This window comes from Massilia sp. MP_M2, assembly GCF_039123635.1.
In the GTDB taxonomy this organism is placed as follows: domain Bacteria; phylum Pseudomonadota; class Gammaproteobacteria; order Burkholderiales; family Burkholderiaceae_D; genus Telluria.
This window is the reverse complement of sequence record NZ_JBCHJF010000016.1, coordinates 1-13,672: the sequence shown is the minus strand read 5'-3', so window position 1 is coordinate 13,672 and position 13,672 is coordinate 1. Positions and strand designations below refer to the sequence as shown.

Annotated in this window: 12 protein-coding genes; 8 read left to right on the top strand and 4 right to left on the bottom strand. The window is 53.7% G+C overall.

Annotated elements, in window-relative coordinates:
• Positions 1-3 precede the first annotated feature (3 nt).
• Positions 4-429 (bottom strand): single-stranded DNA-binding protein, encoded by a 426-nt coding sequence (locus RCH14_RS23400; protein ID WP_343028506.1) that lies wholly within the window; start codon positions 427-429, stop codon positions 4-6.
• The gene (locus RCH14_RS23395) at positions 422-922 is read right to left on the bottom strand and encodes a CopG family transcriptional regulator (protein ID WP_343028505.1); all 501 of its coding nucleotides are present in this window, start codon (positions 920-922) and stop codon (positions 422-424) included. Before RCH14_RS23395 ends, RCH14_RS23400 begins: the two co-directional genes overlap by 8 nt.
• Before the next feature lie 532 nt (positions 923-1,454).
• On the opposite strand from RCH14_RS23395, the gene RCH14_RS23390 reads away from it, so the two are divergent.
• The 3 genes from RCH14_RS23390 to RCH14_RS23380 are packed head-to-tail and all read left to right on the top strand — an operon-like array spanning position 1,455 to position 3,171.
• Positions 1,455-1,907: a hypothetical protein gene (locus tag RCH14_RS23390; RefSeq protein WP_343028504.1), complete on the top strand. Its 453-nt coding sequence runs from the start codon at positions 1,455-1,457 to the stop codon at positions 1,905-1,907.
• Entirely contained in the window at positions 1,904-2,611 is a 708-nt protein-coding gene (gene stbB / locus RCH14_RS23385) for a StbB family protein (protein WP_343028503.1), read from the top strand. Before RCH14_RS23390 ends, stbB begins: the two co-directional genes overlap by 4 nt.
• Positions 2,612-2,646: 35 nt before the next feature.
• Complete coding sequence (locus tag RCH14_RS23380; protein WP_343028502.1) at positions 2,647-3,171, top strand: hypothetical protein; 525 nt, start codon at positions 2,647-2,649, stop codon at positions 3,169-3,171.
• A 174-nt stretch (positions 3,172-3,345) separates the two neighbouring features.
• On the opposite strand, the gene imuA is transcribed toward RCH14_RS23380, so the two are convergent.
• Together imuA and trfA are read right to left on the bottom strand one after the other, a co-directional pair.
• Positions 3,346-4,068 carry a translesion DNA synthesis-associated protein ImuA gene (gene imuA, locus RCH14_RS23375; protein ID WP_343028501.1) on the bottom strand — a complete coding sequence of 241 codons (723 nt, stop codon included), beginning with the start codon at positions 4,066-4,068 and terminating at the stop codon, positions 3,346-3,348.
• 615 nt (positions 4,069-4,683) lie between these two features.
• The gene (gene trfA / locus RCH14_RS23370) at positions 4,684-5,715 is read right to left on the bottom strand and encodes a plasmid replication initiator TrfA (protein WP_343028500.1); all 1,032 of its coding nucleotides are present in this window, start codon (positions 5,713-5,715) and stop codon (positions 4,684-4,686) included.
• A 94-nt stretch (positions 5,716-5,809) separates the two neighbouring features.
• Between trfA and RCH14_RS23365 the strand changes: the two genes are divergently transcribed.
• From RCH14_RS23365 to RCH14_RS23345, 5 genes are all read left to right on the top strand, one after another.
• Complete coding sequence (locus RCH14_RS23365) at positions 5,810-8,881, top strand: DUF3363 domain-containing protein (RefSeq protein ID WP_343028499.1); 3,072 nt, start codon at positions 5,810-5,812, stop codon at positions 8,879-8,881.
• Positions 8,882-8,916: 35 nt separating this feature from the next.
• Positions 8,917-9,069 carry a hypothetical protein gene (locus tag RCH14_RS23360; protein WP_343028498.1) on the top strand — a complete coding sequence of 51 codons (153 nt, stop codon included), beginning with the start codon at positions 8,917-8,919 and terminating at the stop codon, positions 9,067-9,069.
• Positions 9,070-9,079: 10 nt separating this feature from the next.
• Entirely contained in the window at positions 9,080-12,127 is a 3,048-nt protein-coding gene (locus RCH14_RS23355) for a zincin-like metallopeptidase domain-containing protein (RefSeq protein WP_343028497.1), read from the top strand.
• Between the two features lie 204 nt (positions 12,128-12,331).
• Complete coding sequence (locus RCH14_RS23350) at positions 12,332-12,778, top strand: TcpQ domain-containing protein (protein WP_343028496.1); 447 nt, start codon at positions 12,332-12,334, stop codon at positions 12,776-12,778.
• Positions 12,775-13,672: hypothetical protein (locus RCH14_RS23345; protein ID WP_343028495.1), on the top strand; the 898-nt coding region annotated here is incomplete at its 3' end. The genes RCH14_RS23350 and RCH14_RS23345, both read left to right, overlap by 4 nt.

Below are 13,672 nucleotides of genomic sequence, written 5' to 3'. Positions count from 1 at the left end.
CTTTCAAATATAAGACGGAATCCCGCTTGCAGATTGATCTGTGGATTGCTCTGGCAAATCGTCGCCATCTGCCGGAGGCGCGTCTTCGGATTGAACGCCATTTTTTTTGCTTTTCTCCACCAGGTGAACCGCGTCTGCGATGATTTCACGAATCTTGCGCGGCTTTCGTTGTGCCACCTTGTCCTCAGCTGAGAGATAGTCGCGTGTGCGAATTTTTCCTTCAACGTAAACCAGATCGCCTTTTTCCAGGTCCTTTTGTGCGCGCTCTGCTAGATCCTTGAACGCGGTGATTGGATGCCATTCAACGTTTTGACCGTCCTTCGTCGCAACGCTGAAATTCGCAACCATATCGCCACTCGGGAGATAACGAATATCCGGCGCATTTCCTAGCCGGCCCTTTAAAACAATCTTGTTGATGTAATCAGCCATAAGCTTCCTCGCTCCCCATTCCTTCAAGTGTTTGCGTTAGAACTGCCTTTTTGCGTCTGGTGTGAAACGCCTTATGTAGCTCCCCGACGAAACCCGAGTATCGACGGTTACCCAAGGCAACCGCCCCTTCTTTGTCAATCACGTCGGGCGCTGCAATCATTGAAAATCTTACGAATTGATCCAGGATTGCGACCACTAGCTGGACATCTTCTGCAACCTTCGCCGTATCGCGCCTTGCCGCATTCAATGTCGAAGCTATGTTGGTTTCTACATCGCCCAATGCGACTGCAAATTCTTCCCGTTGCAAATACATTTCGGCCGCTGTGCGAACAACCGCCGAAAACGACATACCGCGCTCATCGGCCATAAGTTGCAGCTTGTCTGTAAGGTCGTCGCCTAAGCGCACCGTTTTAGTGGCCGGCCGGCCCTTAGCTACTCCAACGGGAGGCGCTGCAGCCCTACTGACGGCGTTTCCGCCCTCTTTCTTAGCCATTTCCGCCTTCTCTCTACTGTAAGCACCGGCGCTTACAAAATGTTGATTTACGGCATGATTGTCTTACGGAAAATTGTGTTTGTCAACAAACACTTAACCTCGAAAACAACACCCTGCGTAAGCACCTCTTTATGTTCCACTAAGAAAAGCTTTTCACGGGTTTGACGTCGATTTTTGCTGTTGACCCTTCTTCACCCTGTTTTTCAGGATCGCCTGGCGCACACGCCAGGGGTTTCGATGCTGAAAAACCTGATTTCGCGCCCCCTAGGGCGCCCAAAACCGCTTAGATAGGCTAAAAATCACTGTAAGAGGCACAATAGGCAACAACCGGGCAACACAAAAGCAACAAGCAGGCAACACAAAAGCAACAGGCGGGGAACACAAAAGCAACAGTTGGGCAACACAAAAGCAACACCAGGCAACGGAAAGGCAACAACTAGGCAACAGAAAGGCAACAGAAAGGCAACAAACTACGTTGACGCCAGGCTTGAAAGGCGCGACAATGGTTGCACTTAGGAAAACAAAGGAAAATATGGAGAACGATGAGGCAATAGCCGCCCGTCTTCTGGTCCGGGCAAAAGAACCTGAACAACGCTCAAAAAGCGGTCGCTTGCGTACCCTGCTACCAGCAATTGAAGCCTCAATTGCAGCCGGGTTGAGTCTGGAAGTAATCCTTGCCGAGCTAAATAGTCAGGGACTGGATATGCAGATTGGATCTTTTAAATCTACGCTGTACCGGATAAGACAGAAGAAACCGACATCAATACCCTTGCCAGCACCTGCGCTGCCGGTAACTTTGACGCCAAAAACCGAAGGGATAATTGCGCCAAGCGAGCAACATGCAGACGAACCAGCTGACGTAATAGAAGAATCCGACAACCTTACACCGAAACAGCGGCGTGAAAAAATAGCGGACAAGTATGTAACTCCGCAGTCATCGAACTCACTTTTAAATAAATTTAACAAGAAGGAAACTAAGCAATGAAAGATAATGTCAAAGTCGCGGTAATGAACTTTTCCGGTAACGTCGGCAAATCGACGGTTGCTCGTCACCTGATTGCCCCTCGCCTGGCAGACGCTCAAATCATTCCAGTCGAAAGCATCAATTCGGACGGCACCGACGATGAAGCGATCCGTGGCAAGCAATTTGGTGAGTTGATCGAGGCAATGGCATTGATGGATAGCGCAGTGGTTGACGTCGGCGCTTCCAATGTCGAGGATTTTATTAACCAGATGCGCCAGTATCGCGGTAGCCATGAGGATTTCGATTATTTCGTTATCCCAACGGTTTCCAAAGCTAAGCAGCAACGCGACACCATTTCGACAATCAGTGCGCTGTCGGAAATCGGAGTCCCGGCGAAGAAGATCCGTCTTGTCTTTAATATGGTCGAGCTGGATGAACAGCCAGAACGCGTGTTCGCCGGTCTTTTTGAGTATCACCAAGCAGAGAAGAATTTCATGCTTCGGCCCGATGCGGTGATTCACATGAATGATATTTATGGAAAACTCAAGGGCGCCGAACAAAGTATTTCGGACATTCTTAATGATCCAACGGATCTGAAAGAACGGCTGAAGGCGGCGACGGATCAGCAAGACAAGCTGAATATCAGCCGTATGATCGGTGTTAAGCGTTTGGCGGCCGGCGTGTCTGAAGAACTGGACGCCGTTTTCAAAAGCATTAACAAATAAAGGGAACGATCATGGCCGGTGGTGAACAGACAATCATGGAAGCACTCACCGCCGAATTGCTGGGCGACGTTGGATTGCTGCATGACAAGGTAAAAGACCTTAATACCGCGTTGCCTGAAGCTGCCCAAGTTATCCGCGACGCGGGGCGGGATGCCGCCGATAGTATTCATGTAGCGGTAGGTAAAGCAGTTTCGGAGCTTAACCATGTTGTAGCCAGTAGCGATGCGGTCAAAATGCAAACACATTTTGACCAGGTTGCCCAGGTACTTCTGGCGGAAATGCGAAAAGGTGCATCATCGGTGATAACAGGTGGCCAGGTGCATCCAGGCAAGGACAGACGAAAGACCCTTGCGCTAGTGGCGATCGCGGCTGCTGTAGCCGGAATGCTGATAGGCGGGTTTGCCGGCTCTCGCAGTAGTCAAGCTATAGCTGACGAACAGACAACTAGGCAGATGGAGGCCGGCCGCGACTTCCTGCAGCTGCTGCCCCAGCTCGACAAGTCAACAAAGGCCAAGCTCGTTCGGATGATCGAAAAAAACAGAGAAGCCGGCGGTTCTTAACCAAAAACCGATGGAACAGTTTTAACGCCCTTTTGGGCGTTTTTTTTCGCCCTGGAGGAAAGCAGGTACGTCTACCACGCCGATCGCGCCGTGGCGGGCCGCCTGATGGCCTTGCTGACGATTAAAACATTGATGCAAGCATGCGTTTCAGCGGGTACGACGACGATCGGACGTCTAGGAAACTATGACAGTGTGGTGAGCTTCTACAGGGATCGGGCCAGGCGCCGGCACTGGAATGCGCAATGGCAAGATGCGTGGTCTAGTCTGCACATGGGGAACACTGAGTGGCAAAAATAAGGGTTCATCCCTGGATGGTCCGCGACGTTTTATAAACTCAATGTCGATACCGTTTGCAGCTGGGCGCAAACCAAGGCGCAAAGGTGCCGGGGATGCATCTTGAGCAGCCGCTAAGGGCCGCAGGATAACGAAAAGCGCTTCTCCGGCCTGCGCAGCCAAATTTAAGCGCCGTAAGCTCTCCGGCCGCACATGGTTGGTCCAAAACAAGACCGCTCCAAAATTTCCGCTGCGCAACGTCTGCTCTGCAGCCCATAGCGCATCGCTTGTGACTTTGCTTTTGATCCATAGAACATCACTCGGTTTGAGTCCCAAGTTGGCCAGAGCAATCGTATGTGGTGGGTGTGGCGGTTCTATCAGGACAATTTGTCGGTGAGCAACCGAGACGAGCGCGGGTGCTAGTAAGCGGAATTCGCCAATACCCGGATTCTGCACCATCAGCTCAACGAGAGTGCCTGTCGGCCACCCGCCGCCCGAAAGTTGGTGATTCAACGCAGCGTGGCCAGTGTCCAAGCAACGGATTGTCGATCGTGCGATTTGAGAAGCACGCCAAAGGGACGGATGAAGCTCCGAGAGGTCTTGCAGATCTGCAAGGTTTGTCATGTAATTACCTATACTGTATGCCCATACAGTATAGCTGATCTATAGCCTAGCTCAAGCCGAGAACTATTCGATCAAGCGTTTAACCAGGTAGAGCTTGAAGCTGCGCCCTTCTCTCCTGGCGTGATCGCTTTGCGCGTAGCGCTTTCCCTAGCACTCAAATCGACTAATTACTTTGATGCAGTCCAAGGTATAACCTGGCGGATATAAGCCTGAACTGTCGTAATTTGCTCAATTCGACTAATAAACCTTGTAAATCAATGACTTAAATATCTTCATAGTTGAGCAAAAGTGTCTGTAAGGCAATTTAATGCAAAAAAGTTACTTTAAAGTAATACATTAACTACTTTTTTTTTCTGTATTTACTGAATTTGCATGGGGTTGGAAAATGTATTTACCGTTATAAGTAGTTAAAGAACAGTTAAGATCAGTGGATAACTCTCCTAAGTCATTGATTTTATTGGCATAATACAATTTCCGATATTAGTCAATTTGAGTAATCCCATTACTCAATTCGACTAATCTTCATCTGCTGTGAGTTCGGCATTAGTCGATTTGAGTGAATCTTAGCTATGAAATTAGTCGATTTGAGTATCAGATTAGTCGAATTGAGCAAACTTACTGCGTCGGTGCCGGTTCTATCGGGTTCTTAGACTTTCTAGTCACAAGAACCTTCCATTCTTTGTTGTCGGCGGTTTTTTCGTAGCTGAAGTCGATGAGGCGAAGCTTCTTTAAGTTTTCAAATTCTGTGTTGAGGTTGTACTTGAGAGCTGCAGGGTCGGCATAGTTCAGGTTCAGCATCTTTGCCAGACTTGAGAGTTTGACCGGATGCGGATTCTTGTGGCTGAGAAAGTATGCTTGCAGTCGCTTACCAGTTGCGGACAAGCTCAACCGATCTTCAAAGTCAACATGTGTCAGGTATGGTTTTGCGAACAAGGCCACCATGTTCTTGTCCATCGGGATCTCCCAGGTTAGGTTCCCTTTGGGGATGCCGTCCTTGACGTCTTTGGCGCCAGTAAAGACCGGGTTGCCGCTGATAAGTGAAATCATCATGCCGGTAATGTCGTCATCGTCGTCTGCCAGGCCCAGGTCTAGGGCTTCGCGCCTCTCAAACTCGGCTAGTTCGTCATATAAGCGAGCGAGTTCTTCAGGCGGGGCACCCTTCTCTAGCGCCTTTTGACACTTGATTGCTTTCGTTAACCGTTTTGAGAACACAGTGATGACGCCGCCCTTCATGCGCTGGATCGAGCGGAAAATCTCGTCGTAGTAACGCTGGTCTTGCTGCCACTTGTTGAGCTTGCAGATCTGGCTACTGGTGACTTTTACAACCAGGTCGCCTGACGGCAGCTCGCGTGCGCAGTGCGCCAAAGTCATAAACAGATCTTCATCCTTCCCACGCAATTCCTCGCCGGTATAGGTCATGGCCCCGCTTCCAAGCATGAACAGGGCCGCGTTGTCGTACATGGCGCGGGGCTTGCGGTTGTTGCCGCAGTGAAAAATCGCGGATCTGGCCAGCTCGTTCGCAATAGCTCGACGTTCTTCTGGCCAAAACGCCATTTGCGCAGGCGCGTACCGGCGAATGTCGGCCGCTGCCGTTCTGGCCTTCAGCTTCTCCTGAAGCTCGTTGCTTTTCTTGTCCGAAATAATCATGCCTGCAGCCTCCTTTTGTCCGTATTACTCAAAGTGACTAATCTCTCTGGTGTCGCGGTGAATTCTAGTTAGACAACTATGTACCACATGTGGCTTGAATGTTGCAAAAGCCATTGATTTTATTGGCTTATGGCAATCTTTGGAGTATAATTCATGCTATACCTACAAGTCAATTCTTCCTATGGCGAAAGCCCAAAAAAACACTGGCAACGGCGATTCGGACGATATTCGTTTAGCTCTTAAAATGCCGGCGCGTGGGAGTCTGGAGAATCGCCAGATCGCTACTGCGTTCAACAAGATCAAGCAGGCGCTGCGCTCATCGTCGGGTGGCGGTGGCGGCCGTTCTGGCGTATCGAGTCGTCAGCGTGGCAGTGCAGCTGCAGGATCTGCGGCGGCAAAGGCTGGCATGGGAAAAGCGAAGGCGGGCCAGGCGGCGACAGTGAAGCCTCTGCAGCGTGTGGCCGTGCGTTGGACTTATTCCGCCAACACCAGCAGCGGCAAGGTGGGCGCCAATGGTAAAGCCGTGAGTAATGGCCAGTGGGCGGCGCACGGCAAATACATCGAGCGTGAGTCCGCCCAGGACATTGAGTTGGACCGCGAGCGCGAAGCTCTCCAAAAAAATCAGTCTGGCCCCGAGCTAGACGAAAAAGTCACTTTTACAGAAAAGGAAATTTCCAATGAGCGACCATCCAGATACGACGGGCCAGGAGCAGTCTTCACACCTGGACGCCTTTCCGCCTTACGTCAGTCCTACGCTGCAGCGATTGCCCGCATCCCGCAGGCCAAGTCCCTCAACGATCTGCGAAGCCTGTCCAGCCTCGATCTGGTACAGCGAACCGGACAGCGTGAGCTGCTTCTGCAAGGTGATGCACGTCAAATCGTACTCAAGCGCGGACCCGAAGGAAATCTTGGAGTGCGACGGCCAAGTGATGGCCGAAGCGGAACGCCTGGACGCACTTCTGAACCCGTAAAACGCGGCGCACCAGGTTTCGGAAGTGGTGGTGATGCAATGGCCATTTCAGAAACCCTCGGCCGTTGGCAGGAAAGCGGTGACGGCCGCATGTTCAAGCTAATCATCAGTCCTGAGTTTGGGGATCGGATGAATCTAAAAAAGCATGTGTCCGACCTCATGCAGCAGATGGAAAAAGACTTGGGCACCAAGTTGGAATGGGTGGCCGTCGAGCATCACAACACAGACCATCCACATGCTCACGTTGCAATCCGTGGCGTCGATGATCGCGGCAAGGATCTGGAAGTGTCGCCCGAATACATCGCGCAAGGTTCGCGTATCCGTGCGCAAGAGCTGGCCACGCGTGAGCTTGGCTATCGCTCCGACCATGACGTTACCGAAGCGATGGATCGCCAGGTGGCGCAGCAACGTTTTACTGACCTTGACCGGACCTTGCTGAAGGCTGGAAATGAACAAGGCGCCTTGAACGTGGACGCCGGCTTGCTCCAAGCAGCGAAAAAGAACCCAGCTCGCCAAATTGATTTTTCAGATATGCCGCCGGCAGACCCTGCAAAAAGGGCTGTCCGCCTGGCGCAAATCGAGCGCCTGGCGTTCTTGGAGCAGCACGGCCTGGCAAAGCGTGTGGGCGAAATGAAATGGTCAGTAAGCACGGAGCTGGCCACGCGCAAGCCTGAAGGCGAAAAAATCCTGCGCTTCGACAATAAGCCACCGGCAAATGAACGTGCCAGGGATGCACGCTTGCTGCAGATCCGGCGCCTAGTGCAGCTGACGGAAATGGGACTTGCGGAAAAGGTTGGCAACCTTTCTTGGCGTCTAAAACCGACGATGGAAAGTGCCTTGCGGCAGATGCAAGTAGCCCAGGACCGTTTGAAAACCAAGTTCGCGCACCGTGAAATGATTTCAGATCCGAGTGCCCCACTTGTGGCAACCGAGCTGAAAACGTTAGGCCAGCGCGTAGCTGGCAAGGTTGTAGGAACAGGACTGAACGAGGCCACAAATCGCGCCTATATCCTCATTGAAGGCTTTGACGGCAAGGTGCATTACGTGAACCAGAATGCAGGCGTCCAGAAACTTCGGGGTGAGGGCGCTTTGAAGGCTGGTGAGTTCGTCGCCCTGGAGATTGTCGAGCGGCGCGACGCGAGCGGCAAGCTTCAAGGAACGAAACAGAAGATCGAACGCTTTGGCCGCACGATCGCGCCAGAATTGCTTGACCAGGAGCTTTTGAAAGCCGGAAAAGTCATCGAGCGGCCGACGATCAAACAGACTGTTGCGGGCATGTTCCGCGATGCGGCTGCTACTAGGCTTGAACGTCTGCAGGTAGCCGGCGCTGTAGAAGTCGTTGCCGGCGCCGTGCTGCATAAGTCGGCTGTCGCCCATGATCGCGTGAACTATGAGGATGCCGGGATTCGCACCGTTGCGTTCGATGGCAAAGGCGCGATGCTGGCTAATGTCGTTGCGAAAGGCCGCGAGAGCATTGCGGTTGCCCCGACCTACGGCCGTAAACAAATTATGACAGCCGATCAACTGCAGGAAATGGGCTTGCCGGCGAAGTTTTTGGTAGCTGAAGCCACCATTTTCGTTGGGACTGACGCCAAAGGAAAGACCGTAGCCAGCGTCATCAAAACAGAGAAGTTGCCGGATATGGTTGCCGACAAACGGCCGAATCGGCTCGATTCGATACTTCAGCAACTGCAGCCAGTCCAGCTCCCGCCGACTCATGCGATTACCGATGCTGTGCGCGGACGTGCGGCTGTGTGGAATGAGCGTGGCGTGGACCCAATGGGCAAAGATTTTTTACTCAAAGCCAATATGTGGCGAAAGAGCGTCGAGCTGCACGAAGCAGCGCAGGAAAAAGGAGTGGACAAGGTGCTGGATGGACTATCGAGACAGCTGGGCAAGCCCGTCCGGGAAATGGAATGCGAACCAGGCCGCCAGGTCAGCGGGCGCGTGCTGCTGGTGAACAAGGATGCCGATGGCCAAACGTCGGTGGTGATCGACTCCGGCCGCGAATTGACCAGGCTGAAAGTAATGCCTCCGGCCGATCAGGAAATTTCGGCTGGCCAGCGTGTGCGGGCTAAAGCTGACCAGGTAAGCAGAGAAAACGCGGATCGGCGCATGGTGACATGGCGATTTGCGGACCTGGAACGTGAGGATGCGCGGGCCAAAGGGAAAGGGCGAGACGGGAAGTTGTTCTGATGAAGGGAAGTAAGTCAACCAAGGAAGGGATGAATATGGAAAACGATCTGAGCAGTAACGATGTCGAGCTTGACGATGCCACATTGGCATTTCAGGAAGACGCCATGAGCGAAGCCGACGCGCTCGCTTCCGTTGGCGATCCAGCGCTGTCGCCCGATGAGGCGATGGCCAACGTCGCAGGCAAGTAAGGAGGGGGTTATGGAAAACAAAAAAGACTATCGGACGATCCTGACGGAAAAGCTGATCGAGCAATTGGAAGCGGGCACTGCTCCCTGGCAAAAGCCCTGGGATGCGGCTGCAGGGATTAGCCGGCTGCCGTACAACCCTGCAACTGGTAAAGAGTATCGTGGCGCAAACTCGCTTTATCTCTCGATGCACGGTCACAATGATCCGCGCTGGGCAACGTACAAGCAGGCAGCGGCTGAAGGCTGGCAAGTACGCAAAGGGGAGAAGGGCGCCTTAATTGAATATTGGAAAATGTCGGAAGAACGGCCGATGCTGGACGAAAACACCGGCAAGCCAATCTTCGATGACCAGGGCAAACCGAAAACCGTCCACGTTACCCTGGAGCGTCCACAGGTATTCCGTGCAGTCGTGTTCAACGCCTCGCAGATGGACGGTGTGCCTGAGCTGACGAAAGAGCCTCGCCAGTACGAATGGGACCCTGTACAACGTGCAGAGCAGATCCTGGAGGCATCCGGCGCGAAGATTTACCACGATCAGAATGACCGCGCCTTTTACCGGCCATCGACGGATCAGATCCATTTGCCAGGGCGCGAACAGTTCCCAAGCGAATCGGCCTACTACTCAACGGCGCTGCATGAGCTGGGGCATTGGACGGGGCATGAAACGCGCCTGGACCGCGACCTTACCGGCGGCTTCGGAAGCCCTGATTACGCCAAAGAGGAATTGCGAGCTGAGCTGTCAAGCTACTTCATGGCGGACAAGCTGGGCATCCAACACGATCCCGGCCAGCATGCGGCCTACGTCGGGAGCTGGATTAAGGTTCTCAAGGAAGACAAGAACGAGATTTTCCGTGCGGCGAAAGACGCAGAGAAAATTACGGAATTCGTCCTGCAGCTGGACCGCGATCGTAGTCTTGATGTGAACGGCGGCCTGGCTGCCGAGTCGCCTGCACTCTCGCAAGGTGATGAAAGAATTGCAGCTGTCCTGCGCGAAGTGCAGTTGCAAAGCGACTTGCCACATTCAGAACGCCAAGAGCGACTGGATGAGCTGATGCGCGATGGGTCAGTTGGTTCCGTCCCGATAGAGTGGACAGGTGACTTGCGAGTTTCCGGCACGAATTTGTTTATTGATGAGAACGATAACAATTCCATCAACTACGTCCCGGCTGGCGTCGGAGAAAGTCCACAATTCTACGGTGTCTTTGCTCAAGTTACTGGTAGCCAGAGCGGGGAAGTGTCTGAGGTGATGATTGCAACGACAGATACACTGCAAGAATCTGACGCGTTGACAAAAAGGCTGAGCCAGATTTATCAGGCCGCTCATCCAGAGTACCCCCCTCCAAACATCAAGTTGCCGGAAGTCCACAAGGATCTGGCCGTGGAGCGAACAGCCTTAACCGTTCCGTTCAAGGAAAAGGAGCAGGCCAAGCAGTTTGGCGCCAAATGGGACAAGGACGAAAAACAATGGTATGTCCCAGCTGGTACGGATCTAGCACCGCTGGCGAAGTGGTTGCCGAAGGAAAAGGATCTGGACAACCCTGCGGTTCAGTCAGCGCCTGCTGTGTCTGTACCTGCTATACCGGCTGCTGACAAGGTGAAGGAGGTAGCCAAAGCTGTGCCCGCCCAGGAGAAGTCACCCCAGCCCGATAAGGTGTGGCTGGCGGTGCCTTTCAAAGACAAGAATCAGGCGAAAGAAGCGGGCGCGAAATGGGACGTAAAGGAAAAAGCCTGGTACGCGCCGGCCGGCGCCGATATGTCGAAACTGCAGCAGTGGGCACCGAAAGCTGAAGTCGCCCAGGCTGTCACGCACGCCCCTTTGGTAGATCCTGCCGTGGATTTCGGCAATGCGATCCGCGCAGCTGGCCTGGAACTGGACGGCGTGCCGGAAATGGACGGCAAGCTACACCGCATCCCGGTAGCTGATGGCAAGCGCGGTAATCGGGATGGCGCCTACGTCGGCTATCTCGACGGCCGGCCAGCTGGAAGCATTCATAATTGGGCCAGCGGCGAAAAAGTGAACTGGAAGCTGGAAGGGCCAGAGCTGACCGGCGAACAACGGGCAGAGCTGGCTGCAGCTGCAGTCATCAAAAAGCAAATGCGTGCGGCCGAGCTGAGTACCCAACACAATGAAGCGGCCGATAAGGCTGGTAAGCGTTGGGATCGTGCGGCTACCATGCCCCAGGACGGCGCTACCCCTTACCTGGAGCGCAAGCAGGTGGAAGCGTTTGGATTGAAGCGCGAGGGCGACAATCTACTCATTCCAGCTCGTGACATTGACGGCAAACTGTGGTCCATTCAAACAGTGTTCCCGGAGAAAAAAGAGCTTGCGCCAGGCACTGACCCGCTTGATAAGGTCTTTACTAAGGACGCCAAGAAGGAAGGAAACTTCCATCTGATCGGGGAGATTAAACCTGGCCAGCCAGTCATTACGATGGAAGGTTATGCGACGGGCGCGAGTGTTCACAAGGCGACAGGGTATGCCGTTGCCGTGGCGTTCGACTCGGGCAACCTTGATGCTGTCGTGGGTGCGTTAAAAGAACGGTACCCGACAAATCCGCACTTCATTGGCGCCGACGATGATCGTTTTCCAAAGCCAGGTCAACCAGTAAAAAACGCTGGCCTGACAAAAGCAACGGAAGCGGCTCAAAAGCACGAGGTAGGTGTGATCGTTCCTGTCTTCTCCACGGCGGGAAAGCTGACCGACTTCAACGACTTGCATGTGTCTGAAGGTTTGGCTGTGGTCAAGCAACAGATCGAGCACGGCGTTAGCCTCTCGATGGAAAACAGTCGCCAGAACGCTGCGCAACTGGCCAAGGAGCGACTTGGACCGAATACTGAGGTCAATGCTCCTGGCCAGAACACGAGGCATACGGGCACTATTCTTGGCGTCAGCGGTTATCACGCGGCTCAGGCCACTTCGACAGCCGTTGCAACGATCCACCAGGTCAAGGATCTGGAAGCCGTGCCGGCAGCTGGCCAGGTTGCGACGATTCAGTACCAGGGCGGGCGTGGCAAGGTCACTGAGAAGGCGCCAGTAAAGCAGAAGGAGCTGCAAAGGTAACGCGTTGCTCGTGAAGAAAACCCCGATTCTGTCGGGGTTTTTTTTCGCCCCTGACGATTGAAACAGTCTGACGAAAGGCTAAACCAAACTGTTGTTTTAGGGAAAAACAAGCTATCGGAAAACAAGATTTCTGCATGGAAAATGTATAATTAGTGCTATAATCAACCCTGTTAGTTTCTAGAGAAATACGACGAAAGGAAGTGTATGAAACGTCTTCTACTAGCCTTGGTAGTTGCCCACTGCGGCGCAGCAACAGCTGGGCTTGTCATCGTTGACAAGGGGCCAGCCCCGGTTCAACCAAAGCTGGTCATCGCGCCGGCAGCTGAAGCAACAAAACCAGTCGCTGTGACCCCTGCAGCAATCAAGCCGGCGCATGTTCCGCCTGCTCCCATGTCGATGATCGAGTTGCAACAGTGGGAAATCAAGGCAGGCGGCAGTCTGCGCACGACGCTGGAAAGCTGGTGTGAACGTGCCGGCTACCGCCTGGTCTGGAACGTTGAAGGCGGTTTTCGCTCACAAGGTGGTTTCACTTCGGAAGGGGAGTTCAGGAAAGCGGTCAAAGAATTGTTCGGCGCTATTCCGCAAGATCTTCACCTGGAAGTTGACATTACCAAAAACAAGCTCGTCATCGTGTCGCGGGGTGTCAAATGAAGCCAGCAAATCTACGCCTTACCGTCCTCGCCGTGGCTCTTGCCTTGGCTGGCTGTACGACTGTGCAGGAAAATCAGGTGCAGAACGAAACCCTGTCGCAGCAGTCTCGCGCCAAGTTGGAAGCAACGGCTCCAGCCCGCGATGTCAATCTAGTGCGCGAAGTCAATCAAGCGGTTCTGCCGATGATTCCTATCAAGGATGAAGGGCGGGAAACCTGGCTGTCTACAAAGCGCGTCAAGCTCGTCAACGAGAAACGCCGCCCGTTGAACCTGGCCGAAGTGGTCAAGATGTTCTTCGACCAGGGCATCAATATCAGCTCGCAGATTCCCCTGGAAAGTTATACCTACGCTGGCCTGGGCGTTCACGATGCTGACGCCGAAACTGCTTTGCGCAGCATTCTCGGGGCGGTCGGACTCGACTATGAACTGGATGATATGGCTCGCACGGTCGTGATTCGTCCTATGGCGTCCCGAAGCTGGAAAATCAATCTTGGCGATCGTAAGACCGGCTTTAACTCCAATACGGCGAGTGGCGAGCTTGGCGGTGGCCAGCTGGGCGATAGCTCGGGCCAGGGCGGCGCCGGGGCGTCCAATGGAAGCGGCTTTGGCGGGCAATCGCAGGGCGCGAACGGCCAGCAATCGAACAATGGCGGCGGTGGGCAGAACGGGCAGAGCGGTAACAGTTCGCAGAACGGTGCGCAGTCTGGCGGCAATTCGGGCGGTAGCGCGGGCGGCTATACCAGTACCACGGATGACTTTTGGGCCAGTCTCAAAACCGAGTTGGAACAGCGTATGCAAGTGCTGCTTCCTGGCGTCGCTGTGAACCCGTCAGAAATCGTTGGTGGGCCACAATTTGCCAGTCAGCCTGGCGTGGTAGTGCCGGCGCCGGCTCCCC